The following is a 23,599-nucleotide window of genomic DNA, read 5'->3' on the forward strand; positions in this document are numbered from 1 at the left end:
TGTGTGTGTATTTATACGAATGTTTACAGTCTGCGCATTTGATAACCCCTATCGTTGGTGATTATCAGACCGCACGTCATAATGCCCACCGCCATCGATATTTTGCAGAGTCTAGGGAGCTAGCTTGTCTACGCCTGTCGAACCCTTGCGTTTGCTGCTACTGGCCGATGAGCCAGCGTGGGCAGCGTTGTTGCGCGAGTGCCTGGCGCCGATGGGCGATGGGGCTGTGCTGATCAGCGCACCCAACTGGGACTCGGTGAGTCGTCTGTTCGATGACGACCACACTGCCGTGCTGTTGACCACGCCCTGCCTGCAACCCGGCCCTGGGCGTTGCAGCCTGCCGTGCGTGTTGTTGCTGGAGGAGGAGCCTCTGGTTGCGCCACTGGGGGTCAGTGACTGGCTGGTCCGTCATGCCCTGGACGCCGACACCCTGCGCCGCTGCCTGCGCCATGTGCGCGAGCGTGGCCTGTTGGAAAACACCCTGCAACGCCTGGCCGAACAGGACCCGCTCACAGGTATCGCCAACCGCCAGGGTTTCCAGACCCTGCTGGCTGCGCGCCTGGCTGAGAACGACGGCCGCGGCCTGGCCCTCGGTCATTTGGACCTCGATAACTTCCGCCATGCCAACGATGCCCTCGGTCACCAGGCCGGCGACCGACTGATCCTGCAAGTGGTCTCGCGGCTCAAGAGCCAGCTTGAGGCCGGCGACCAACTGGCGCGCCTGGGCAGCGACGAGTTCGCGTTGCTGATCGACACCCGTCGCGCTCCTCAGCGTGCCGAATGGATGGCCGAACGCATCACCGAAGTCATGGCCGAGCCTTATTGGGTGGACGGCGAAAGCCTGCTGATCGGTTGCAGCCTGGGCGTGGCGCACGCCCGTGCTCGCGCGGGCGCCGACCCGCTGATGTGGCATGCCCACATCGCCATGCAGCAGGCCAAGAGTACCCAGGGCTGCACGTTTCATATCTTCAACGAACGTATCAACCGCAACGCCCGCAGCCTGGCCGACCTGGAAAGCGAACTGCGGCGCGCCTTGCGCCGTGATGAGCTGGAGCTTCACTACCAGCCGCGCCTGGACCTGGACGACGGGCATATCGTCGGCCTGGAAGCCTTGGTGCGCTGGCGCCACGGTGAGCGCGGCCTGTTGCCGCCCAGCGAGTTCGTGCCCTTGGCCGAACAGAGTGGCCTGATCGTACCGCTGGGCTACTGGGTGATCGCCCGTGCCCTGCGTGACATGCAAGACCTGCGCGAACGTGGCCTGCCGGCATTGCACATGGCGGTCAATCTGTCGTTTCGCCAGTTCCAGGACAGTCAGTTGCTCTCGACCCTCAGCCGACTGATTGCGGAGTGCGGTGTGGATGCGCAATGGCTTGAATTCGAACTGACGGAAACCGCTGTCATGCGGCGCAGTGACCTGGTCAAGCAGACCATGGATGCCCTTGGCCGCCTCGGTGTGCGGTTTTCCTTGGATGACTTCGGCACCGGCTTCTCGTCGTTCGTGCACCTCAACAGCCTGCCGATTGCCTTGTTGAAGATCGACAAGAGCTTTGTCGGTGGAATGGAGGAGCGGGAAGAGAACCGCAAGCTGGTGCACGCGATGATCAACCTGGCGCACAACCTGAATCTTGAAGTGGTGGCCGAAGGTGTCGAAACCCCGGAACAGCTTGCGCTCTTGCGCTTGTTCGGTTGCGATCAGGCCCAGGGTTACCTGATCAGCAAGCCGCTGCCGTTGCCCGAGTTGGTGGAATACCTGACGTTCGGGAAAAGCCAGCAGGCGTTGCTGGGTTGAGCAGGGTTTTTATTCTGTCTGTGCGGTCTGAAATGCTGGCTGTGATTCAGGCTCCTGGCGAATCATGCGTTTCATTTTTGCCTCAAACGCCCACGTCAGGCTGACGGCCGCGCAGGCCAGGCCCAGCGCCAAGCCCCACCATACGCCAGTCGGCCCCCAGCCCAAGGTGAAGGCCATCAACCAGGCGGAGGGCGCGCCGATCAACCAGTAGCAGCCAAGCCCCACCAGGAACGTGGTCTTGGCGTCTTTGAGCCCGCGGATACAGCCCATGGCGATGGTCTGCACGCCGTCGAACAGCTCGAACCAGGCGGCGACGGCCAGCAGGCTGACAGCCAGCACGATGACATCGTGAAACGCCGGGTCGTTATGGTCGATGAACAGCCCGATCAGCGGGTCTGAAAACAGCCAAAACACCAGGGCAAACCCCAGCATCACCACTGCGCCAAAGCCGATGCCGACTCGGCCAGCCATGCGCGCCTGCAGCAGTTGGGCGGCGCCATAATGCTGGCCGATGCGCATGGTCACCGCGTAGGACAACCCCGCCGGAACCATGAATGCCACCGAAACTATCTGCAGGGCAATCTGATGCGCCGCCAATTGCGTACTGCCCATGGTGCCCATGCACAGTGCGGCGAAGGCAAACAGCCCGACTTCCACTGCATAAGTACCGCCAATCGGCAGGCCCAGGCGCCACAGCTCGCGCAGGTATTGAGTGTTGAGACGCAGCAGGCCGCTGCTTAGCGGGTAGGCCGCATACGCCCGGTTGCTGCGGATGTACCACATCAGCGCCAGCGCCATGCTGTTGGCGACGATCGCCGTGACCAGGCCGATGCCCATCAAGCCAAGTTTCGGCAAGCCGAACATGCCTTCGATCAAGGCATGGTTGAGCAAGTAGTTGACCACCGTGCCGCCGAGGCTGATCACCATGACCGGTGTGGCCTTGCCGATGGCGCTGGTAAAACCGCGCAGGGCCATGAAACTCAGGTAGCCGGGCAGGGCGAACGGTAGGATCGTCAGGAATTGCCCCGCCGAGTGCACGTTGGTTTCGGTTTGGCCGAACATCAACAGCACCGGCTTGAGGTTCCACAGCAGCAAGGCCGCCACCAGCGCCATCAGCCAGGCGAGCCATAGCCCGGCCTGGGTCAGGCGCGTGGCGCCTTCGATATCGCCCGCGCCGTGGCGGATGGCAACAAGGGTGCCCACGGCGGCAATCACGCCGATGCAAAAAATCGCTACAAACGAATACGTCGCCGCGCCGAGGCCGCCGCCGGCCAGGGCTTCAGGGCTCAGGCGCGCCATCATCAGGGTGTCGGTCAGCACCATCAGCATGTGCGCCAACTGGGAGGCAATCAACGGCCCTGACAACCGCAGAATGGCCCAGAGTTCGGTACGTGCCGGATGCCGCATGATCATCACGCTCAGAAAGTCAGAGAATTGGGGAGGGGTTGATTCTCGGCGCTCTCAGCCCATTGCACAAAGGGATAAAAGCGATCGTTTGCATGATTAAAACTCATGCCTGATTGATTCTGGTAGGGTTTGCCCATTGCGCTGTCGGAGCTTTCCCTATGTCTCGTCGTCTTCCTCCGCTGTATGCCTTGCGGGCCTTTGAAGCCGCATCGCGGCACAACTCCTTCACCCGCGCCGCTGAAGAACTGTCGATTACGCAAAGCGCAGTGAGCCGACACATCCGCACCCTGGAAGAGCACTTCGCCTGCCGCCTGTTCCAGCGCAGCGGCCGTAACCTGCAGCTCACCGAAGCCGCGCGCCTGCTGTTGCCTGGCGTGCGCGAGGGATTTGCCGCGCTGGAACGGGCCTGTCATACCCTCAATGCCGAAGACGACATCCTGCGTATGAAAGCGCCGTCCACCTTGACCATGCGCTGGCTGCTGGCGCGCCTGAGTCGCTTCCGGCATTTGCAGCCGGGCAACGAGGTGCAACTGACCAGCGCATGGATGAGCGTGGATGAAGTGGACTTCAATCAGGAGCCATTCGATTGCGCGGTGTTGTTGAGCGATGGGCATTTTCCGGCGGATTGGGAGGCCAGCTACCTGTTCCCGGAGTTATTGATTCCGGTGGGTGCGCCGAACCTGTTGAGTGACGGTCCCTGGGACGTGAGCCGCCTGGCCACCGCCGAGTTGCTGCACCCCACGCCCGACCGTCGGGACTGGCGCAGTTGGCTGGAGCGCATGGGCCTGGCTTCCCAGGTGTCGCTCAAGGGTGGGCAGGTGTTCGATACCCTGGAGCTGGGCATGATCGCCGCTGCGCGCGGCTACGGGGTGTCCATGGGCGATTTACTGATGGTGGCCGAGGACGTCGCCCAGGGAAGGCTGAGCTTGCCGTGGCCAACGGCTGTCGCCAGTGGTGAAAGTTACTACCTGGTGTGGCCGAAAACCCGCCCGGGTGGCGAGCGCTTGCGTCGGCTGGCGGAGTTTCTGCAGGGCGAAGTGCAGGCGATGGTGCTGCCGGCAGTCGAGCGTCTCGATTGAATCGCTTCAGCGCTTTCTCGCAACCGTTTGCGTGATACCCCTGTGAATAGCTCAAGTATTGCCCAAGCCCGCCGAAGCAGGTGTGTTGGAACTATCGTGCACCAACGTTACCCACCAGATAATTCGCCGAGCAGCGCTATGAGATCAGGATGATCCTGGCCTCGGCCAGGAGCTGTCATGTCTCAACCTCGTGCCCGGATCGCTTCCCAGTTAGGTCTTGCATTAGCCGTGATTCTGGCTGTCGTTATCAGCGGCAGCACTGTTTTCGCCTTGCGTTCCCTTGACTCCGCCAACCTCGCCACCCGCGAGGAGCACTTGGCCAGCGAGGCGCGCTTGCTTGCCGACCAACTCAATACCTTCCACAGCACCTTGCGCGAGAGCACTCAGCGTTTGAGCGGGCTGTTTGAAAAGCGTTTCGGCGCGGGTTTGAGCGTGCACGGTGATCAGCAGATGGCTGTGGCTGGCGTACAGACCCCGGCCCTCTACCTGGGCAGTGACCTGTTGAACAATGATTTCGATGAGGTCGATGAATTCAAGTACACCTCCGGCGGCGTGGCCACCGTGTTTGTGCGCAGCGGCGAAGACTTTATCCGCATCAGCACCTCCCTGACCAAACAGGATGGCAGCCGCGCCATCGGTACGGCCCTGGACCACCAGCACCCGGCCTATCAGCGCCTGCTCGCGGGGCAGAGTTATGTCGGCCGCGCCGTGTTGTTCGAACGTTCCTACATGACCCAGTACACGCCCGTGCGTGACGCGGCTGGCAAAGTTATCGCGGTGTTGTTTGTCGGCTTCGACTACACCGACGCGCAGAACGCGCAGTTCGACAACCTCAAGCGCTTCCGCATCGGCCAGACCGGTTCACTGGCCCTGTTGGATGAACAGAAACGCTGGCTGGTGCCACCCGCTGGCGTGCAGGCGCTGGATCAAGCGGTTCCGGTGATGCTGGACCTGGCCAAGACCCCAGGCAAGGGCCGCTTCTGGAGCGACAAGAACGAAGATTTCTACAGCGTCTCGGTGCCGTTCGAGGGCGGCCCGTGGTCGGTGGTTGCGAGCATGCCCAAGGCCGAGATTCGCTCGGTGACCTGGGGCGTCGGTATTCGCCTGGTGATCGGCAGTGTGCTGGCGATGCTGCTGGCGGTGGGGGCAACGGTCTGGTTGTTGCGCAGCAAGCTGGCCCCCTTGAGTGACCTGGTACGCCAGGCCGAAGCCCTGGGCGCGGGTGACTTGAGCGTACGCCTCAATGTGTCCAGCCATGACGAGATCGGCCAACTGGCACGCAGCTTCAACCAGATGGGGGAAGCGCTGTCGACCATGGTTTCGCATATCCGCAAGGCGGCTGAAGAGGTCAACGGCCGTGCCCAGGCACTGTCCGGGTTATCCGGCGGCGCCTATGAAGGCATGGAGCAGCAGTCTGGCGAGATCACCAGCATGGCCGGCGCGGTCGAAGAGTTCAGCGCCACCTCACTGAATATCGCTGACAACATGGGCAATACCGAACGCCTGGCCCAGGAAAATGCCCAGCAGACCCGTATCGGGCGCACGTCCATGCAAGAGGCGTCGTCGTCCCTGGAGCATATCGCGACCGCGCTGAACAGCACTGCCACCGTCATCAACACCCTGGGCCAGCGCTCCCAGGAAATTGGCGGCATCGTCGGGGTGATCACCGCGATTGCCGAACAGACCAACCTGCTGGCACTGAACGCCGCCATCGAAGCCGCCCGCGCCGGTGAACAAGGCCGTGGCTTTGCGGTGGTGGCCGATGAAGTGCGCAACCTGGCGTCGCGCACCCGCCAGGCGACCGACGAAATTTCCGGGATGATCCAGAGCATCCAGCAGGAAACCGGCAACGCCATCAGCACCATGGAACACGGCAATGCACTGATGCAGGAAGGCCTGGCGCGTAATGCCGACGTGGCTTCGGCGCTGGCGCGGATCGACGAGCAAAGCCGCTCGGCCGGTCAGCAGTTTGCTGCGATCACCACCGCCACCCAGGAACAGAGCAGCACGGCGACCTTGCTGAGCAGCAACTTGCAGAGCATTGCGCTGGCCAACAGCGAGCAGCGTGAGGTGGTGTCCAACCTGGCCATTACCGCCAAGGAACTGGAGACGCTGGCGGCAAGCTTGCGGCACGAGGTGGATCGTTTTCGTTGAAGGCGGCCCAGGGCGTGTGTCTAGCGGGTCTTGAGCGCGTTAGCCAGGCGCAGCATGGCGATTTCGATTTCATGGGCGGTCAAGGACGAGTAGCCCAATAGCCAGCCCTGTTTCTGTGCGGTGCCGGCGTATAGCCGACTCAGGCCGGACAGTTGCACACCCGCGCTGGCGGCCTTGTGGATGGTTTTTTCTTCCGACCAACCCTCATGGAGCACGCAGGGAATTTGCAGCCCGCCTTGGGGGCGGCATGCCGTGACCACGCCGTCCAGATGCTTGCCGATGGCATCGAGCATGACGGTTTGGCGCCCGGCGTAGAGTTTGCGCATTGCGCGCACATGGGCGTTGTAATGACCGTCCTCCATAAAACGCGCCAGGGTCAATTGCAGGAGTTGAGGCGTGTGGCCGTCCATCATGCTGCGAGCATAGGTGAAGGCTTTGACCAGCGCAGGGGGCAGCACCATGTAGCCCATGCGCAGCCCGGGGAAGAGGGTCTTGCTGAAGGTACCGAGGTAAAGCGTGCGCTGGTACTTGTCCAAGCCCTGTACACAGGCCGTGGGTTTGCCGTCGTAGTGGAACTCGCTGTCGTAGTCATCTTCGATGACCCATTTGCCTTTTTCCGCCGCCCAGTTGATCAGCTCAAGCCGCCGTTCCAGTGTCAGCGTGGCGCCGGTCGGGTATTGATGGGAGGGCGTGACATACACGCAGTGGGCGCCGCTGCGGTCGGCGTGCAGCAGGTCGGTGCGGATGCCCGATTCATCGACATCGATGGGCACGACCTTGGCCTCGGCGGTTTCAAAAGCCTTCCTGGCGCCGTAGTAGCCCGGGTTTTCCAGCAGGATCGGCTGGCCGACGTCCACCAGCAACTGCGCGCATAGAAAAAGCGCCTGGCGCGTGCTGCTCAGCACCAGGATCTGGTCGGGCGAACACTGGGCGCCGCGTTCAAGGTTCAAATACGTAGCGATGGCTTTGCGCAACGGCTCGGCCCCTTGCGGGTCGCCGTGCAACAGCACGCTGCTGCGAGAGTCCCTCATCACCTGACGTTGCAGGCGTTCCCAGACGTCGGTGGGAAAGGAGCGGGTTTCAGGCAGGCCCGTGGCGAAGGCTTTGATCACCTGCTGGTCGTTTACGCCACCGCTGTCGAGGATCATCCGTCCGCGCTGGCTCAAGCCGGTGCCGAGGGGCGCGAGACTGCTTTTGCCTGCCTGCGCCTTGATACGGCGGCCGGACCCGCCGCGCAATTCGGTGCCGAGGGCCTCGCACACATAACTGCCGGAACCTTCGCGCCGCGCGATAAAGCCATCGCGCTGCAACTGCACGTAGGCGTTCTCCACCGTATCGCGTGCGATCCCCAATGACTTGGCCAACACCCGCGTCGCAGGCAGCTTCAGGCCGGGCGCCAGTGCCCCGTCGAGGATCAACGCCCGCAGCGCGCGTTGAATTCGCTGGTGCAGGCCCAACCCCTGGAGCTGCACATCGTCAAGGCGCATTTTCAGGGTTTCAAGCTCGAACGTTTTCGCCATGCGGTCTGCCTTTCCTCGAAGAATTGGCCGGTAATGGCAGGCCAGTCTATCCGTAGACTTGGACCCGAGCCACAGCCTTCACGTTGGCGGACAACCCACTGCGTGAGGCTCAATTTCTCGTATGGCAAGGAGCAATGCCCTCATGTCTTCTTCGATATCGTCGTCTTCGCTGCGCCCACGCGACCTGTTTCACCCCCTGGTAGCCGGTCTGATTTCAGTCATCGTCAATTATGGCGGTACGTTCATCCTGGTGTTCCAGGCCGCCAAGGTGGCCGGGCTCAGCGCGGAGCTGACCGCTTCGTGGGTCTGGTCGGTGTCGATCGGTGTTGGGGTGACGGGGCTGGCTCTCAGTTGGGTGAGTCGTGAGCCGATCATCACCGCGTGGTCGACTCCCGCGGCGGCGTTTCTGATCGTCGCGTTGTCGACCACGCCTTATGCCGAGGCGGTCGGTGCGTACATCATTTCGGCCGTGGCATTTGTGCTGCTCGGGTTGTCCGGCTGCTTTGAAAAAGTCATCCGGTTGATTCCGCCAGGCATTGCGGCCGCCATGCTGGCCGGCATTCTGCTGCAGTTCGGGATCGGCGCATTCAGTGGCATGAGCCTGGACCCTGCCCTGGTGGGGTTGCTGATTGCCGCTTACGTTGGGTTCAAGCGGTTTACCGCGCGCTACGCGGTCGTCGGAATTCTGGTGCTCGGGCTGGTATTGCTGCTGGTGCAAGGGCGAGTGGATCTATCGGGATTGTCCCTGCAATGGGCCGCGCCGGTTTTCACCCAGCCTGAATTCTCCGTCAATGCGCTGCTCAGTGTGGCATTGCCGCTGTTCCTGATCACCCTCACGGGCCAGTACATGCCGGGCATGCTGGTGTTGCGCAATGATGGCTTCAAGACCAGCGCCAACCCCATCCTGGCAGTGACCGGGCTGGGCTCGCTGTTGATGGCGCCATTCGGCTCGCACGCGTTCAACATCGCGGCCATCACGGCGGCCATCTGCACGGGCAAGGAAGCCTCGGAAGACCCGTCCAAACGTTGGCTCGCGGGTGTTACCGCTGGGGTGTTCTATATCCTTGTCGGGGTGTTCGGGGTGACGTTGGCCGCCTTATTCATGGCGTTCCCGTCGGCGTTTATCACCACGTTGGCCGGCTTGGCCCTGTTGGGCACCATTGGCACCAGCCTGGCCAACGCCATGGCGGACACCCGATCCCGTGAAGCTGCGCTGATCACCTTTCTGGCCTGCGCCGCAAACATCACCCTGCTGGGGATCGGTGGAGCGTTTTGGGGGTTGTTGATCGGATTGGCCGCGTATGTGCTGCTGAACGGCCGCCTGCCCCGTCGCCGGGCGACTGTGGCGCCGGTCTCCGAGCCGGTGGTGACGGCGAAGGGAGCGGCCCAATGATGCGCGCCAATCAGCCGTTAACGACCTGCCTGTGCGTGAGCGCGTGGTTGCGCTGTGCCGCCGTCGCCCGGTGTATCGCCGAGGGGTGTTTCTAGCCGTTTGCGCCGTCGACTTGGCTGGAGGCCGAGGGCCGGTATTGCAGTGCTTCGGCAATGTGGTTGCGGCCGATAGTGTCTGCGCGCTCCAGGTCCGCCAGAGTGCGGGCGACCTTGAGCAGGCGGTGGGCGGCTCGAAGGGACAGGGTCAAGCGCTCGCAGGCGCTTTCCAGCCAGGCTTCATCCGGCTTGGACAGCGCGCAATGCTGGCGCAACCCAGAGAGATCCAGGAACGCATTGGCGCAACCCTGGCGCCGCTGTTGATGCTCTCGAGCCTGGGCGACCAGCGCGGAGGCGGTGGATGTGTCGCCGCCGGGCTGTGGGGTCGGGTTCAGCGCGGTGATTTCGCGGGCGACCGTCAAGTGCAGGTCGATCCGATCCAGCAAGGGCCCGGAGAGTTTGTTGCGATAGCGTTGGATTTGCTCGGGCGTGCAACGGCATCGGTTGCAGGGCGCGCCCATATAACCGCAGGGGCAGGGGTTCATCGCCGCCACCAGTTGGAAGCGCGCGGGGAAGCGCACTCGGTCACGGGCGCGGGAAATCACGATGTGCCCCGACTCCAGTGGCTCGCGCAAGACCTCCAGCACCTTGCGATCAAACTCCGGGAGTTCATCCAGGAACAGCACTCCATGATGGGCCAGGGTGATTTCCCCCGGCTGCGGTTTCGATCCGCCGCCCACCAGTGCCGGACCGGAGGCTGAATGGTGTGGCTGGCGAAACGGCCGGTGGGGCCAATGGCTCAGCGGTGCCAGGCTGACCACGGATTGAATCGCCGCCACTTCCAGTGCTTCCTGTTCACTCAATGGCGGCAGCAACCCGGGCAGGCGGCTGGCGAGCAAGGTCTTGCCGGTACCTGGTGGCCCGCTGAACAGCAGGTTATGTGCGCCCGCTGCTGCAATCAGCAGTGCGCGCTTGGCTGACAGCTGGCCCTGAACTTCACTCAGGTCCGGGTAGGGTTTGTTCGAATACAGCAGCCCGTCAGACTTGTAGGGCTCAATCGGTGCATGCCCATTCAGGTGTGCCACCACCTGCAGCAGGTGATCCACGGCAATGACCTTCAGCCCGGATGCCAGGCACGCTTCCTCGGCATTCGCCCGCGGCACTATCACGGTGCGCCCGGCCTTGCGCGCCGCCAATGCGGCGGGCAATACGCCTTTTACCGCCCGCACCTCGCCGGACAACGCCAACTCCCCCAGGCACTCCACGTCATCCAGCATCAACGCCGGCACCTGCACACTCGCCGCCAGGATCCCCAGGGCGATCGCCAGATCAAAGCGCCCACCGTCCTTGGGCAGGTCGGCGGGCGCGAGGTTGAGGGTGATACGGCGGGAAGGATATTGCAGCGCTGAGTTGAGGATGGCACTGCGTACGCGGTCCTTGCTTTCCTTGACCGCGGTTTCTGGCAGCCCCACCAGGGTGAGCGACGGCAACCCGTTGGCCATATGCACTTCGACGGTGACGGCAGGGGCTTCGACGCCGACCTGGGCGCGGCTGTGGACGATGGCGAGGGACATGCTCGTTCCTTGAAAGAGGTGGCCGCTTCCTGCGGTTTTTCAAGGGTAGACGAGGTGGGGAAGAGCGAGGCGGGGAGGTTTTACAGAACGTATCCAGAACAAAAGGTAGAGCAAATGTGGGAGGGAGCAAGCCCCTTCCCACACTGATCGCATTTATTCCGCAGGAGGGTTCAACCGCGCTTCCAGCTCTGCAACTTTCGCCTCCAGGCTCTCCAAGCGCGCACGGGTGCGGGCAAGTACGACCATCTGGCTATCGAATTCTTCCCGGCTCACCAGGTCCAGCTTGCTGAAGCCGCTTTGCAGCAACGCCTTGAACTGGCTTTCGATTTCATTGCGGGGCAGCGGGGTGTCGCCGCTGAACAGGCGAGAGGCGTGGCCGCTCAGGGCGTCGAGGAGGTCTTTGGGCGCGAGCATGGGAAATATTCCGGAAAACTGTTGGCGGGCAGTGTATCACGCAGCGTCTATAGTCATTTCCACGGCCGCAGGCGCACGCTTTTCGCGCATGGGGGCGGGCGTCTGCGCACTGTTTTCGTGCGCAATGGCGCCGCCAAAAAGCCTCGCAGGTGGGCGTAGCGGAGCAAAGGACTGATTTCAGTGATTTTTACGGAGCTGGCAAGGTTTCTGCTTAGACGATCATGACCCATGCACTGATGCAGTCGCTGTGACGAATGCAGTGCGCCGACGGATCAGGGGTACAGGTTTCGTCACCAGTGGTTCGCTGGCGTTGCAACGGCAACTGCTCTTGCGACGACGCGTTACAAAGCCAGGCACTGCGCTTAGACTTGAGACGGGTTTGTTTTCCTGGGGCAAGTCCACCAATTCGGGAGAGAGTTTTCATGAAGCTAGTCACTGCCATCATCAAGCCGTTCAAGTTGGACGATGTACGCGAGTCGTTGTCCGAGATCGGCGTGCAGGGCATTACCGTTACTGAGGTCAAAGGCTTCGGTCGGCAGAAGGGTCACACCGAGCTGTATCGCGGCGCGGAATACGTGGTCGATTTCCTGCCGAAGGTGAAGATTGATGTCGCCATTGACGACAAGGATCTTGACCGGGTTATCGAGGCGATAACCAAGGCCGCCAACACCGGCAAGATTGGTGACGGCAAGATCTTCGTGGTCAATCTGGAACAGGCTATTCGCATCCGTACCGGCGAAACCGATACCGACGCAATCTAAGCCGCCAAACCCCAACGCCCCAGGAGAAAACAATATGACTCTGCGTAAATTCGCAGGGCTCGGAGCCCTGTTGTCCATCGTAATGCCAAGCCTGGCCATGGCGGCAGACGAAGTGGCGGCTCCAGTCCTCAATTCCGGCGACACGGCGTGGATGCTCACATCCACCGCGCTGGTGCTGTTCATGACCATTCCCGGCCTGGCCTTGTTCTACGGCGGCATGGTGCGCTCCAAGAACATTCTTTCCGTGATGATGCAGTGCTTCGCCATTACCGGCTTGATCACCATCCTGTGGTTCGTCTACGGCTACAGCATGGCGTTCGACACCACGGGTATGGAAGCAGGCGTCGTCAACTTCAACTCCTTTGTGGGCGGCTTGTCCAAGCTGTTCCTGTCGGGTGTGACCCCTGCCAGCATCACCGGCCCGGCGGCGCTGTTCCCTGAGGCGGTGTTCGTCACCTTCCAGATGACCTTTGCCATCATCACTCCGGCGCTCATCGTCGGCGCCTTCGCCGAGCGTATGAAGTTCTCCGCGATGCTGATCTTCATGGGCGTCTGGTTCACCCTGGTCTACGCACCGATTGCCCACATGGTCTGGGGCGGTCCGGGTTCGTTGCTGGGTGACTGGGGCGTGCTGGACTTCGCTGGCGGTACCGTGGTGCACATCAACGCCGGTGTGGCCGGCCTGGTCGCGTGCCTGGTCCTCGGCAAGCGTAAAGGTTTCCCAACCACGCCAATGGCGCCACACAACCTGGGTTACACCCTGGTGGGTGCGGCCATGCTGTGGGTGGGCTGGTTCGGCTTCAACGCCGGTTCCGCTGCTGCGGCCAACGGCACTGCCGGTATGGCAATGCTGGTGACCCAGATCGCTACTGCTGCCGCTGCGCTGGGCTGGATGTTCGCCGAGTGGCTCACCCACGGTAAGCCAAGTGCCCTGGGCATCGCCTCGGGTGTGGTGGCGGGCCTTGTGGCAATTACGCCGGCAGCCGGCACTGTGGGCCCGATGGGCGCGCTGATCATCGGCCTGGCGGCGGGTGTGGTGTGCTTCTTCTGCGCGACGACCCTGAAACGCAAACTGGGCTACGACGATTCCCTGGACGCCTTCGGTGTTCACGGTATCGGCGGTATCCTCGGCGCAATCCTCACCGGTGTGTTTGCAGCGCCGGCACTGGGTGGCTTCGGCACCGTGACTGATGTGGCGGCCCAAGTCTGGATTCAGTGCAAAGGCGTCGGCTTCACCGTGATCTATACGGCTATTGTGACCTTCATCATCCTCAAGGTGCTGGACATGGTCATGGGCCTGCGGGTTACCGAAGAAGAAGAGGCTGTCGGCCTCGACTTGGCGCAACACAACGAACGCGGCTACAACTTGTAAGTACGCAAAAAAAAGATGCCCGGCTTGCCGGGCATTTTTTTGCCTGGTGTTTGTCAGTCATAACAAGCTGTACCGGTTTTAGCGCAAAGTTTGTGATGACGCGCACACGGTACTTGTAAGCGTGCGAATGTCTTACAGCCATGTAGGCGTATTCGGCACTTTGTTTTTTCCCAGAGCGCGCTAGAATGCGCGCCGATGGGCGGAGAACTGTATGTGGCAACAGACCCTGATTACCTTGCGGGCCAAGCCCCGGGGTTTTCACCTGGTAACCGATGAGTTGCTTGCCGGCTTGCCTGAGTTGAAGGCATGCCGCGTGGGCCTGTTGCACCTGTGGCTGCAGCATACCTCGGCTTCGTTGACCATCAACGAGAATGCCGATCCGGCGGTTCGTCGTGACTTCGAGCGTTTCTTCAACTCGCTGGTGCCGCAAGGGCGTGCGGGGTTTGAACACAACGACGAAGGCCCGGACGATCTGCCGGCGCACTTCAAGGCCAGTCTCCTGGGCTGCCAGCTGAGTTTGCCGGTCAAGGCCGGCCGCTTGGCGATGGGGACCTGGCAAGGTGTTTATCTGGGCGAGCACCGTGATCATGGTGGTGCTCGTAAAGTCCTCGCCACCTTGCACGGTGATGGGGCATAAGCCACTGGTTATCCGGTGGATGTTGATTTTTTTCCGGCGACCTCGACAGAGGGTGAGGCTGGGCTATAACTAATCTGCTTTTCGCAAGTCATGAGGTAGAACATGAGCGACGATGATCTGGAAAACGACGAACTGGAAGTAGGTGACGAAGACGACACCGAAGAAGGCCTTGAAGCGGCGGCGGAAGACGTTGCCGACGACGATGGCGGTGACGATGTTCCTGTTCCGGCTGCCAAGGGCAAGGCGAAGGCTGCTGTTTCGGTAGACGAATTGCCGAGCGTTGAAGCCAAGAACAAAGAACGCGATGCGCTGGCCCGCGCGATGGAAGAGTTCCTCGCTAAAGGCGGCAAGGTGGTTGAAGTCGAGCCCAACGTGGTTGCAGATCCGCCCAAGAAGCCTGACAACAAGTATGGCAGCCGGCCTATCTAAGGCCCGCCGCATGCCTGTATGAAAAAGCCCGCCGTCGCTGCGGGCTTTTTCATGCTTGCTGATTTATTTGAGCTTTGTGGTGATCCAAATGTGGGAGGGGGCTTGCCCCTCCCACATTTGGATCTCCAGTGCTACTGCCACTTGCGGAGTAATTCCGGCAGCTCCGTGAGGCTACGAATCTCCGCGTCGGGGCGTTTATCTGCTTCCCATGCCTTGGCGTTGGGGTTGAACCACACCGCCCGCAGCCCCGCCTGCTGCGCCCCGGCAATGTCGTCCCCGGGGTGATCGCCAACATGCACAGCCGCACTGGCATCCACTCCACCGCGCTGCAGCGCTTCCTGAAACAAGCGCGCATCCGGCTTGGCGATCCCAATATCTTCGGCACGCAGCGCAAAGTGGAAGTAGTCCGCCAGGCCCACACGCTGCACATCGGCATTGCCATTGGTTATCACACCCAGCAGAAAGTGCTGGCGCAGCGCTTGCAGCATCGGCTCGGCTTCGGGGAAGGGCGTGAGCTGATGGCGGGCGTGAATGAACGCTTCGAAACACACATCGGCCATTTCGGTGGCCTGAGGCTGTGGATAACCGGCCTCTTCAAACGCATGCATCAACACTCGATGGCGCAGGACGCTGATGCGGTGCTTGAGTTCGGGATGACGTTGCAGCACTTGCTGGCGCAGGCTGGCGAAGTGCTCCAGGGGCAAGTCGCCGACCTTGGAGGCATGGGTGGCCAGCCATTCGCGCATTGACGCCTCGGCGCTGACGATGACGGGGACGTTGTCCCAGAGGGTGTCGTCCAGGTCGAAAGTGATCAGCTTGATACTCATGAGTCGCCGCCCTTGATACGTTTGGCCCGTGGATGGGCACTGTCATACACCGTTGCCAGGTGTTGGAAGTCCAGGTGGGTGTAGATCTGCGTGGTCTTGATATCGGAGTGGCCGAGCAGTTCCTGTACTGCGCGCAGGTCCTGGGATGATTCCAGCAGATGGCTGGCGAAGGAGTGCCGCAGCATATGCGGGTGCAGGTTTTGCCCCAGTTCGCGTTCGCCCGCCGCCTTGACCCGTACCTGGATGGCCCGTGGCCCCAGGCGCCGACCTTGCTGGCTGACAAACACCGCATCATCGGCCGGGTTGGTGAGGGCGCGCAGTGGCAACCACAGTTGCAGGGCTTCCCGGGCCTTCCTGCCCACTGGCAACACGCGGGTCTTGCTGCCTTTGCCGAGCACTTGCACGAGGCCGTCCGCCAGGTCCAGTTGGTCGAGGTTCAGCCCCGTCAGCTCCGATAGGCGCAGGCCCGAAGAATAGAACAGTTCGAGGATCGCCTGGTCGCGATGGGCCAGGAAGTCGTCCTCGACCGCGCCGTCGAGCAGTTGCAGGGCGCGGTCGGTGTCGAGGGTCTTGGGCAGGCGCCGCTCGCCCTTGGGTGGGGCCAGGCCGTTGGCTGGGTCGTGATCGCACAGGCCTTCGCGGTTGAGGTAGTGGTAGAGGCCGCGCACCGCCGACAGCAACCGGGCCAGGCTGCGTGAGGATTGGCCTTGCTGGTGCAGGCGCGCGATCAGGCTGCGCAGGCCCTGGATATCCAGGGCTTTCCAGCTGGCGATCTGGTGTTTCTCGCAGTAGGCCAGGACCTTGTTCAGGTCCCGTCGGTAGGCTTCCAGGGTGTGGGGCGACACCTGGCGCTCGCTGCGCAGGTGAGCGCAGTAGGCGTCCAGTTGCCGTTCCATGGCTAGCGCACCGCGCGCAGGGCGGTAGTGAAGCGCGGCAACACGCGGCCCAGGACTTCGGCGATGTAGGTGAGGAAAAGGGTGCCCACCGAGCTCTTGTAGTGCGCAGGATCACGGCTGGCGATGGCCAGTACGCCGTGCAGGCCCTGGTGGCTGAGGGCAACGACGGCGGTGGAGCCGATCTGCTGGCGTTGTTCAGCGCCAAACAGGAAGTCCAGTTCGTGCTCGCGCAAGGTGCCGCTGATGGTCTTGCCTTCGGAGAGCAGGCCGCCGATCGCGGTCTGTGCTTCGCTGCCGCTGACCCAGCGTCCCACCGGCATCGGGTTGTCGCTGAAGAGGATCAAGCTGACAAAGGGCACCTGGAAATCCTGGCGCAGGCTGTCTTCCACGGCGATCACCGTTTCTTCCAGGCTGGTGGCATCCATCAGGGTCAGGATCAGGCGGCGGGTCTTGTCGAACAGGCGGTCGTTATCGCGGGCCACGTCCATCAGGTGCGAGAGCCGATGGCGCATTTCTATGTTGCGCTCGCGCAGGATCTTCATCTGCCGCTCCACCAGTGACACGGTATCGCCGCGCTGGTGGGGGATGCGCAAGGCCGGCAACAGTTCTTCATGCTCAACGAAGAAGTCCGGATGAGCCTCAAGGTACGCCGCGACAGCGGCGGCCTCCAGGCTTTCGCTCGGGGATGCTTGTGCGGGTACTTGAGGCTTATCGGTCATTTGCTTGGCTCACTCATAGACGGACCTGTCCTTCGTATACGCGCGTGGCCGGCCCGGTCATCATCACCGGGTGGCCGGGGCCTGCCCATTCGATGGACAGGCGTCCACCTGGCAGGTCGATCAGCAGCGGCGAATCCATCCACCCCTGGCTGATTGCGGCTACGGCAGCGGCGCAGGCGCCGGTGCCGCAGGCCTGGGTTTCTCCGGCGCCGCGTTCCCACACACGCAATTGCGCGCGGGAACGGTCGATCACCTGCAGGAAGCCCACATTGACCCGTGCCGGAAAGCGCGGGTGGTGTTCGATCTTCGGCCCCAGTTCATGCACGGGGGCATTGTTGATGTCGTTGACCCGCAGTACTGCATGGGGGTTGCCCATGGACACTGCGGCGATGTCGACGGCCTTGCCTTCAACGTCCAGCGTGTAACTCGTGGCCTGCTCGCTGGCCTGGAACGGAATGTCCGCCGGCACCAGGCGCGGTGCACCCATGTTGACGCTGATCTGGCCGTCGCTGCGCACATCCAGTTCGATCACACCGCTCTTGGTCTCGACGCGAATCTGCCGCTTGGCGGTCAGGCGCTTGTCCAGCACAAAGCGCGCGAAGCAGCGGGCGCCGTTACCGCATTGTTCCACCTCGGAGCCGTCGGAGTTAAAGATCCGGTAACGGAAATCCACCTCCGGGTTGCTCGGCGCCTCAACGATCAGCAACTGGTCGAAGCCGATGCCGGTATGACGGTCGCCCCACTGTTTAGCGTGCTTGGGCAGGATGTGCGCGTGCTGGCTGACCAGGTCAAGGACCATGAAGTCATTGCCCAGTCCGTGCATCTTGGTAAAACGCAGCAGCATGGCTTACTCCGGCAGCAGGCTTTCGCCAGCATACAACTCGGCTACCGTCTCGCGGCGACGCACTTCAAACGCTTGATCACCGTCCACCAGCACCTCGGCGGTACGCCCGCGGGTGTTGTAGTTGGAACTCATGACAAACCCGTAGGCACCGGCCGAATGAATGGCCAGCAGGTCGCCTTCTTCCAGGGCCAGTTGACGATCCTTGGCCAGGAAGTCGCCGGTTTCGCAGATCGGGCCGACGATGTCATAGGCGCGGGCTTCACTGTCGCGAGGCGTTACGGCGGTGACATCCATCCAGGCCTGGTACAGCGCCGGGCGGATCAGGTCGTTCATCGCGGCATCGACGATCGCAAAATCCTTGTGCTCGGTGTGCTTGAGGTACTCGACCTGGGTCAGCAGCACGCCGGCGTTGGCCACGATATAGCGGCCTGGTTCGAACAACAGCGCCAGGTCGCGGCCGCCGATATGTTCACGCACGGCGGCAATGTAGTCGGCAATCAGCGGAGGCTCTTCATCGCGATAACGCACACCCACGCCGCCACCGAGGTCGATGTGGCGCAGGTAGATGCCGCACTCGGCCAGGCGATCGGTCAGCGCCAGCAGGCGGTCCAGGGCATCAAGGAACGGGGGCAGGCTGGTCAGTTGCGAGCCGATATGGCAGTCGACGCCCAGTACTTCCAGGTTCGGCAGTTGGGCGGCACGGATGTACACGTCCTCGGCGTCGGCGATGGCGATGCCGAACTTGTTCTCTTTGAGACCGGTGGAAATGTACGGGTGGGTGCCGGCATCGACGTCCGGGTTGACGCGCAGTGAGATCGGCGCGCGAACGCCCATTTCGGCGGCGACGACCTGCAGGCGCTCCAGCTCGTCGGTGGATTCGACGTTGAAGCAATGCACGCCGACTTCCAGGGCACGACGCATGTCTTCGCGGCTCTTGCCGACGCCGGAGAACACAATCTTGTCAGCCTGGCCGCCTGCGGCCAGAACACGTTCCAATTCGCCACGGGACACGATGTCGAAACCAGCGCCCAGGCGCGCCAGGACATTGAGTACACCGAGGTTGGAGTTGGCCTTCACCGCATAGCACACCAGGTGCGGCACGCCGTCCAGCGGATCGGTGAACGAGCGGTATTGCGCTTCGATGTGCGCGCGCGAGTACACATAGGTCGGGGTGCCAAAGCGTTCGGCAATCGCGGACAGCGCCACGCCCTCCGCGAACAGCTCGCCGTCCCGGTAGTTAAAAGCGTCCATGATTTACCCTTAGTAAGTGTCGTGCTTGTGCGCTTTTTGCGACGATTGCGCCTGTTCATTCGGGTCTTTGCTGTCATCAGGCAGGTACAGCGGGCCTTTTTGACCACAGGCACTAACGAGGCAGGCGACCGCGACGAGCGCAGCAAGGGAAGAGATCAGGCGCTTCATGGCGAAATCCTTGAATATGCATTAATTGCGCCCGAGTATACCGACCACCTGCCAGCTTGCCTATGCGCTGGAATACCCGTCCGGCGGGGCTTTGCTGAGTGGGTTGAGAAACGGGCTACGCTGGCGGGGGATATTTCATGCCGTCAGTTGTGATGAAATCGGTATCCTTTGCAATCGGCGGGGCTCGCCCGTATCGTGCGCCGCTCGAGCAAAACCAGACACTTTTGAGGTTGCCACAATGAGTTTGACCGAAGCCCGTTTTCACGACCTGGTGGATTCGACCCAGCAGGCGCTGGAAGATATTTTCGACGACAGCGGCCTGGATGTGGACCTGGAAAACTCGGCCGGGGTGCTGACCGTCAAGTTCGAGAACGGCACTCAACTGATCTTCAGTCGCCAGGAACCGTTGCGCCAACTGTGGCTGGCGGCACGTTCCGGTGGTTTTCACTTCGATTACAACGAAGAAGACTGCAATTGGCAGTGCGATACCAGCGATGAGCTGCTCAGCGAAATGCTCGCGCGCCTCTCGCTGGAGCAGGCAGGCATCGAGTTGAGTTTCGATGAGCTGAACCCCGACGAGAACTGATCGTGACCGAGCCTGCACCTGTACGTCCGCCGAAGCCGCTGTTCAGCAATGTCAGCCCGGCCGTGCCGTCACCTTGTATCAGTTTGTGTCGGCTGGACGAGGAGAAAGTTTGCCTTGGTTGTTTCCGCCACGTGGAAGACATCCGTGAATGGCGCTCCGCCGACGATCAGCGGCGGCGGGTGATCGTGGCCCAGGCCGAGCAGCGCAAGGCCGCGCCTTGACCCCGTCTTGTTTATTTACGGTGCTGTGGTAGTGTCCGGGTACACCTCAACTCATCGAGGTCCGTGAGAACCCCGCCTTTTCCTGGCGGGGTTTTGCTTTTTTGTGCAGAAAAAAGGAGTCTGCCTGAATCATGACCGCACCTTCCATCATTCTTACCCGTCTCGACGTGCAGCGTCTTGAGCAACTGATCGACCGTGTAGGCGAGGACTCACCGGGTGTCGAAGCCCTTCAACACGAACTCGACCGCGCCGAAGAAGTGGTTGGCCACGATGAAGTGCCTGCGAATGTCGTGACCATGAACTCCAGCGTGCATTGCCGCGAGCAAAGCAGCGGAAAGGACTATCACCTGACTCTGGTTTACCCCAAGGATGCCAACGCCGACGAAGGCAAGATTTCGATCCTGGCACCGGTGGGCAGTGCGTTGCTTGGCTTGCAAGTGGGCCAGCATATCGACTGGCCGGCTCCCGGCGGCAAGACTCTCAAGCTCAAGTTGCTCAAAGTGGAAGGCCAGCCCAAAGACGGCGGCGCTTTCTCGCTTTAAATCTGGTTCAGTGCTTCATTGAGCGCTTGCTCCAGCTCGGCCTTGTAGCGCAGGTACAAATTGCTCGGGCTTTGCACATCACCGATCAGACCCGACAGGTCCAGATCAGTGATATAGCAGCGGTAGCGCTCGGTTTCGCGGCGCTGCCCGACGATCTCCTGGGCGACCACTGCAAACAGCTGGTCGCCAAATTCCAGTTCGGAAAACTCCCGCTGATTGCAGTACAGGGTAATCCCCACTTGGCCCGGCGCCGCCTTGCCGATAATCGCCTGCACGTCATAAAACGGCTTGTTGGCCGGATTTTGTGGTGCTGGCCGAGGCTCTATGCCGCGTGCACGGTTATTGCCTGACGGTAATAGTTGGTAGTACAGGGTTTGCACCGCGCCCAGCGGTTCCTGTGGGTCCAGCGGCGACAGCGCGTCCCGGCGATAGATGATCGATTGCAGGAAGCGCTGCAGCGGTGCCAACAGGCTCTGCTCGTCATGAAACGGCAGGCGCTGCTGCCAGAGCGCGTTGAACTCATCCAGCACATACAGCTCGGCGAAGCCTTCATTGACCCGGTAGAACACTTGCACGCAATCGGCCATACCCATGGGCAAAAGCAGCGCCAGGTCGTGGTCCTCCAGGGCCATGGCATCCAGGTGCAGCGGGCTGTAGCTGGCCAGTTCTTCGCTGAGGTAGGCGATCAGCGCATCCTGGGTCGCCAGTGATACGTGGGTGGCCTGGCCGGGCATCAACTCCATCACGTGATAGTGCTGTTGCACCTGGAGCAAGTAGCGGTGATTGCCCTGCCCCAGCAGCAGGTTCTGCGCCGTGTCGAAGATTTCTTCTACGCGCTGGGCAATGAACTGCGCACGGTTGTGACAGAAGCAGCGCACCCGTAGCCGCGGCAGGTGATCTGATGGCAGCTGGTTGAGGTAGTCGCGCAGGCAATCGAGCAGAGCATGGGGGCCGTCGTAGCGGCTGACCATCACCTCGTTCCAGCTATTGAGGGTGACCTGGTCGAGGGTCAGCACCAGGTTGTCGCGCACACCGGCGTAGCTCAGGGAGTCGGTGCGCTCGGTGGTCATCAGGATATTCAGGTCGCGGTGATGCTTGAGCGGGTCGACGCCGACGTTGATCAACAGCAATACCTCTTCGGGCACCGCCGAGCGTAACAGGCGTTCTTCAGCGACGCTGGGCAAGGGTAGGGCAATGCTCTGCTGCAGGCTGCCCAGCAGGTTGAACAGCTCGAACTCGGTCATGTCGCTGGTGCCCGGGTGCAGCGCCAGGCGAGTGCTGCTGTCGATCACGCCGTTGCGGTGGCACCAAGTCAGCATTTCCAGCAAATCGCGGCTGCGCTTGATCGGCGCAAAGTGCTCCCATTCCAGGGCGGTGAGGTTGCCGTTGTACAGCCCCCAATGGTGCTGGCCCGGCTCTTTGCGGTTGGGCGATTGCACCAGGGTCAGGGTGTCTTCGGCCAGGTCCGGGGCGATGCCGGGGTTGATGAACTCGACTTTGCCGGCTTTACGCTCGAACGCCGCATATAGGCGGCGGCCGAGCACATTGAGGTCACGCTTATTGATCAGGCTGACTGTCTGTTCGCTGCGGGCGAATTGCGTCAGGAAGCGATAGCTGTAGTTCAGCTCACTGACCAATGCGCGACGCTCGGAGGCGACCTGGCGCACTTTCCATTGGCTGCGGCTGTCCAGCAGGGCCAATTGGCGCGGGTTCCAGCCCCACTCCTGGGCCAGGCGCTCCAGCAACAGGTGTTGCCAGCTAGAGCTACGCTGGCCAGCGCTGAGCTTGCGGTTGACCTTTAAATACAGCGCTCGCCTTACCAGCTCCAGGCGCTCCGGTTCGTTGCGGACCTTGAGGTATTCCTCGATGCGGCGATAGACCACGATGTAAGGGTCCAGCTCATCCAGATCCATCTGGTTGGCGAACACCGCCTGCTTGAAGCGCAGGCTCAGGCACTGCACGTTTGGGTGCTCGCTGGCATAAACCTCGGTCAGCAGCAGCTTGAGCACTGACTTGTAGGGCGACTCGATGCCTTTGAACAGTTGCCACAACCCGGCGCCGATGAATTCGCCCGGAGGGATGCGTGCCAGGTGGCCCAGGTCAAGGGTTTCATCGGCGCGTATAAAGCGCTTGGAGATCAGCGTGTGGGTGAATTCGGCGTAGCGGGTTTCTTCATAGACGGGCACCAGCCACCAGATCGGTGTACGGCCAGCCAGCCAGATGGCGGTGCGGTAGAACTCGTCCAGCAGCAGGTAATGCTGGGTGGTGCCGCAGTCGTCGGAGCTCAGTTGGGTGTCGCGCTCACCCAGTACGAAGCGCGTCGGCTCAATCAGGAAAAAATGTGCCTCGGCGCCCATGCTCAAGGCCCAGGCCTCCAGCAGCTGGCATTTCTTGCGCAGCTCGGCCAGTTCGCTTTCGTCCAGGTCGGCGGCGTGGCACACCCACACATCCATATCGCTCTGGTCTGCCTGGGCCAGGGTGCCGAGGCTGCCCATCAGGAACAGGCCATGGATCGGACGGGGCGGGTTGCCATGGCGCGGCTTGTAGGAGAATGAACGGGTCAGGCGCTGGGCTTCGGTCAGGGCCTGGGCATCAGGCTCGAAGTTCGACAGCCCGGCCGGTGTACTGCCCGACACATAGCCTGGCAGGAGCGGGTGATTGACGTGGAAAAACAGCGGCAACAGTGTCAGTACGCTTTGCTGGCGCGGCGTTAGCCCGTCGATGGCGCGGGCTATGCGGCCTTCGTTGAGGGCCATGAAGCGCGCGCGCAGCTGAGCCAGCACCTTGCGGTCGATGCCTTCGTCCAGGTCGGGGCGGATTTCATGGGTGCGGGTCATGTCGAACTCGGTGGCTCGCAAGGCCCGACATGGGCGGCCGTGTAGGAGTTTACAGTCAGAAGCGTAGGAGGTTTAGAGGGAAATGTTTTTTGACGTCAGAATTTTCTCGCGTCCACAGCAGCGCCCTCGGAATCCGCAAGGGGC

General features: G+C 61.9%; 22 protein-coding genes. 11 read left to right on the forward strand and 11 right to left on the reverse strand.

All coding sequences use genetic code 11. From position 1 onward, the window contains the following. The first annotated feature begins 124 nt into the window (after positions 1-124). The gene (locus A7317_RS28570) at positions 125-1,789 is read left to right on the forward strand and encodes a putative bifunctional diguanylate cyclase/phosphodiesterase (protein WP_024078077.1); all 1,665 of its coding nucleotides are present in this window, start codon (positions 125-127) and stop codon (positions 1,787-1,789) included. A 9-nt stretch (positions 1,790-1,798) separates the two neighbouring features. Here A7317_RS28570 and A7317_RS28575 read toward each other — a convergent pair whose 3' ends face one another. Continuing rightward, the gene (locus A7317_RS28575; protein WP_069077274.1) at positions 1,799-3,202 is read right to left on the reverse strand and encodes a NorM family multidrug efflux MATE transporter; all 1,404 of its coding nucleotides are present in this window, start codon (positions 3,200-3,202) and stop codon (positions 1,799-1,801) included. A gap of 152 nt (positions 3,203-3,354) precedes the next feature. Here A7317_RS28575 and A7317_RS28580 point away from each other — a divergent pair, with 152 nt between their 5' ends. After that, positions 3,355-4,275, forward strand: a complete 921-nt coding sequence (locus A7317_RS28580) for a LysR substrate-binding domain-containing protein (RefSeq protein ID WP_024078075.1) — start codon at positions 3,355-3,357, stop codon at positions 4,273-4,275. A gap of 177 nt (positions 4,276-4,452) precedes the next feature. Beyond that, on the forward strand, positions 4,453-6,429 hold the full coding sequence (locus A7317_RS28585) for a methyl-accepting chemotaxis protein (protein ID WP_069077275.1): 1,977 nt from the start codon (positions 4,453-4,455) through the stop codon (positions 6,427-6,429). A gap of 20 nt (positions 6,430-6,449) precedes the next feature. Here A7317_RS28585 and A7317_RS28590 read toward each other — a convergent pair whose 3' ends face one another. After that, positions 6,450-7,949: a PLP-dependent aminotransferase family protein gene (locus A7317_RS28590; RefSeq protein WP_069077276.1), complete on the reverse strand. Its 1,500-nt coding sequence runs from the start codon at positions 7,947-7,949 to the stop codon at positions 6,450-6,452. A 142-nt stretch (positions 7,950-8,091) separates the two neighbouring features. Between A7317_RS28590 and A7317_RS28595 the strand changes: the two genes are divergently transcribed. Further along, on the forward strand, positions 8,092-9,342 hold the full coding sequence (locus A7317_RS28595) for a benzoate/H(+) symporter BenE family transporter (protein WP_069077277.1): 1,251 nt from the start codon (positions 8,092-8,094) through the stop codon (positions 9,340-9,342). Positions 9,343-9,433: 91 nt separating this feature from the next. Here A7317_RS28595 and A7317_RS28600 read toward each other — a convergent pair whose 3' ends face one another. Both A7317_RS28600 and A7317_RS28605 read right to left on the reverse strand, forming a co-directional pair. Continuing rightward, entirely contained in the window at positions 9,434-10,951 is a 1,518-nt protein-coding gene (locus A7317_RS28600) for a YifB family Mg chelatase-like AAA ATPase (protein ID WP_069077278.1), read from the reverse strand. A 153-nt stretch (positions 10,952-11,104) separates the two neighbouring features. Further along, positions 11,105-11,365 carry an accessory factor UbiK family protein gene (locus A7317_RS28605; RefSeq protein ID WP_010567183.1) on the reverse strand — a complete coding sequence of 87 codons (261 nt, stop codon included), beginning with the start codon at positions 11,363-11,365 and terminating at the stop codon, positions 11,105-11,107. Between the two features lie 422 nt (positions 11,366-11,787). On the opposite strand from A7317_RS28605, the gene glnK reads away from it, so the two are divergent. From glnK to sutA, 4 genes are all read left to right on the forward strand, one after another. Further along, positions 11,788-12,126 (forward strand): P-II family nitrogen regulator, encoded by a 339-nt coding sequence (gene glnK / locus A7317_RS28610; protein ID WP_002555808.1) that lies wholly within the window; start codon positions 11,788-11,790, stop codon positions 12,124-12,126. Positions 12,127-12,160: 34 nt separating this feature from the next. Beyond that, positions 12,161-13,498, forward strand: coding sequence for an ammonium transporter (locus A7317_RS28615; protein ID WP_024078070.1), 1,338 nt, complete (start codon positions 12,161-12,163; stop codon positions 13,496-13,498). Between the two features lie 211 nt (positions 13,499-13,709). Further along, positions 13,710-14,135: a secondary thiamine-phosphate synthase enzyme YjbQ gene (locus tag A7317_RS28620; RefSeq protein WP_017845176.1), complete on the forward strand. Its 426-nt coding sequence runs from the start codon at positions 13,710-13,712 to the stop codon at positions 14,133-14,135. A 102-nt stretch (positions 14,136-14,237) separates the two neighbouring features. Then, positions 14,238-14,564 (forward strand): transcriptional regulator SutA, encoded by a 327-nt coding sequence (gene sutA, locus A7317_RS28625; protein ID WP_010567186.1) that lies wholly within the window; start codon positions 14,238-14,240, stop codon positions 14,562-14,564. Positions 14,565-14,695: 131 nt separating this feature from the next. Here the strand turns inward: sutA and A7317_RS28630 are convergent, their stop codons facing one another. Genes A7317_RS28630 through lptM form a run of 6 tightly spaced genes read right to left on the reverse strand, consistent with a single transcriptional unit; the run spans position 14,696 to position 19,269 of the window. Beyond that, positions 14,696-15,391: an HAD family hydrolase gene (locus tag A7317_RS28630; RefSeq protein ID WP_069077279.1), complete on the reverse strand. Its 696-nt coding sequence runs from the start codon at positions 15,389-15,391 to the stop codon at positions 14,696-14,698. Beyond that, positions 15,388-16,287: a tyrosine recombinase XerC gene (gene xerC / locus A7317_RS28635; RefSeq protein ID WP_024078068.1), complete on the reverse strand. Its 900-nt coding sequence runs from the start codon at positions 16,285-16,287 to the stop codon at positions 15,388-15,390. Before xerC ends, A7317_RS28630 begins: the two co-directional genes overlap by 4 nt. Positions 16,288-16,289: 2 nt before the next feature. After that, a complete protein-coding gene (locus tag A7317_RS28640; protein ID WP_024078067.1) occupies positions 16,290-17,006 on the reverse strand; it encodes a DUF484 family protein in 717 nt (238 codons plus the stop codon). Between the two features lie 13 nt (positions 17,007-17,019). Then, the gene (gene dapF / locus A7317_RS28645) at positions 17,020-17,850 is read right to left on the reverse strand and encodes a diaminopimelate epimerase (RefSeq protein WP_024078066.1); all 831 of its coding nucleotides are present in this window, start codon (positions 17,848-17,850) and stop codon (positions 17,020-17,022) included. A gap of 3 nt (positions 17,851-17,853) precedes the next feature. Continuing rightward, positions 17,854-19,101 (reverse strand): diaminopimelate decarboxylase, encoded by a 1,248-nt coding sequence (lysA, locus tag A7317_RS28650; protein WP_024078065.1) that lies wholly within the window; start codon positions 19,099-19,101, stop codon positions 17,854-17,856. A gap of 9 nt (positions 19,102-19,110) precedes the next feature. Then, positions 19,111-19,269 (reverse strand): LPS translocon maturation chaperone LptM, encoded by a 159-nt coding sequence (gene lptM / locus A7317_RS30445; protein ID WP_024078064.1) that lies wholly within the window; start codon positions 19,267-19,269, stop codon positions 19,111-19,113. 238 nt (positions 19,270-19,507) lie between these two features. Between lptM and cyaY the strand changes: the two genes are divergently transcribed. The 3 genes from cyaY (at position 19,508) to rnk (ending at position 20,618) form a co-directional block, all read left to right on the forward strand. After that, positions 19,508-19,855, forward strand: coding sequence for an iron donor protein CyaY (cyaY, locus tag A7317_RS28655; RefSeq protein ID WP_024078063.1), 348 nt, complete (start codon positions 19,508-19,510; stop codon positions 19,853-19,855). A gap of 2 nt (positions 19,856-19,857) precedes the next feature. Further along, the gene (locus tag A7317_RS28660; RefSeq protein ID WP_024078062.1) at positions 19,858-20,076 is read left to right on the forward strand and encodes a DUF1289 domain-containing protein; all 219 of its coding nucleotides are present in this window, start codon (positions 19,858-19,860) and stop codon (positions 20,074-20,076) included. Between the two features lie 131 nt (positions 20,077-20,207). Next, a complete protein-coding gene (gene rnk, locus A7317_RS28665) occupies positions 20,208-20,618 on the forward strand; it encodes a nucleoside diphosphate kinase regulator (protein WP_024078061.1) in 411 nt (136 codons plus the stop codon). On the opposite strand, the gene A7317_RS28670 is transcribed toward rnk, so the two are convergent. After that, positions 20,615-23,455 (reverse strand): class I adenylate cyclase, encoded by a 2,841-nt coding sequence (locus A7317_RS28670; protein WP_069077280.1) that lies wholly within the window; start codon positions 23,453-23,455, stop codon positions 20,615-20,617. The genes rnk and A7317_RS28670 overlap by 4 nt on opposite strands. Positions 23,456-23,599 lie beyond the last annotated feature (144 nt).

Origin of the sequence: Pseudomonas fluorescens (assembly GCF_001708445.1) — a bacterium.
In the GTDB taxonomy this organism is placed as follows: Bacteria; Pseudomonadota; Gammaproteobacteria; order Pseudomonadales; family Pseudomonadaceae; genus Aquipseudomonas; species Aquipseudomonas gorinensis.

Coding starts and splice junctions, on each gene's coding strand:
- dapF (WP_024078066.1), bottom strand. CDS start 17,850: ATGCTGCTGCGTTTTACCAAGATGCACGGACTGGGCAATGACTTCATG.
- A7317_RS28615 (WP_024078070.1), top strand. CDS start 12,161: ATGACTCTGCGTAAATTCGCAGGGCTCGGAGCCCTGTTGTCCATCGTA.
- cyaY (WP_024078063.1), top strand. CDS start 19,508: ATGAGTTTGACCGAAGCCCGTTTTCACGACCTGGTGGATTCGACCCAG.
- xerC (WP_024078068.1), bottom strand. CDS start 16,287: ATGGAACGGCAACTGGACGCCTACTGCGCTCACCTGCGCAGCGAGCGC.
- A7317_RS28620 (WP_017845176.1), top strand. CDS start 13,710: ATGTGGCAACAGACCCTGATTACCTTGCGGGCCAAGCCCCGGGGTTTT.
- A7317_RS28640 (WP_024078067.1), bottom strand. CDS start 17,006: ATGACCGATAAGCCTCAAGTACCCGCACAAGCATCCCCGAGCGAAAGC.
- A7317_RS28585 (WP_069077275.1), top strand. CDS start 4,453: ATGTCTCAACCTCGTGCCCGGATCGCTTCCCAGTTAGGTCTTGCATTA.
- A7317_RS28575 (WP_069077274.1), bottom strand. CDS start 3,202: ATGATCATGCGGCATCCGGCACGTACCGAACTCTGGGCCATTCTGCGG.
- lptM (WP_024078064.1), bottom strand. CDS start 19,269: ATGAAGCGCCTGATCTCTTCCCTTGCTGCGCTCGTCGCGGTCGCCTGC.
- sutA (WP_010567186.1), top strand. CDS start 14,238: ATGAGCGACGATGATCTGGAAAACGACGAACTGGAAGTAGGTGACGAA.
- A7317_RS28630 (WP_069077279.1), bottom strand. CDS start 15,391: ATGAGTATCAAGCTGATCACTTTCGACCTGGACGACACCCTCTGGGAC.
- A7317_RS28595 (WP_069077277.1), top strand. CDS start 8,092: ATGTCTTCTTCGATATCGTCGTCTTCGCTGCGCCCACGCGACCTGTTT.
- glnK (WP_002555808.1), top strand. CDS start 11,788: ATGAAGCTAGTCACTGCCATCATCAAGCCGTTCAAGTTGGACGATGTA.
- A7317_RS28605 (WP_010567183.1), bottom strand. CDS start 11,365: ATGCTCGCGCCCAAAGACCTCCTCGACGCCCTGAGCGGCCACGCCTCT.
- A7317_RS28600 (WP_069077278.1), bottom strand. CDS start 10,951: ATGTCCCTCGCCATCGTCCACAGCCGCGCCCAGGTCGGCGTCGAAGCC.
- rnk (WP_024078061.1), top strand. CDS start 20,208: ATGACCGCACCTTCCATCATTCTTACCCGTCTCGACGTGCAGCGTCTT.
- A7317_RS28590 (WP_069077276.1), bottom strand. CDS start 7,949: ATGGCGAAAACGTTCGAGCTTGAAACCCTGAAAATGCGCCTTGACGAT.
- lysA (WP_024078065.1), bottom strand. CDS start 19,101: ATGGACGCTTTTAACTACCGGGACGGCGAGCTGTTCGCGGAGGGCGTG.
- A7317_RS28670 (WP_069077280.1), bottom strand. CDS start 23,455: ATGACCCGCACCCATGAAATCCGCCCCGACCTGGACGAAGGCATCGAC.
- A7317_RS28580 (WP_024078075.1), top strand. CDS start 3,355: ATGTCTCGTCGTCTTCCTCCGCTGTATGCCTTGCGGGCCTTTGAAGCC.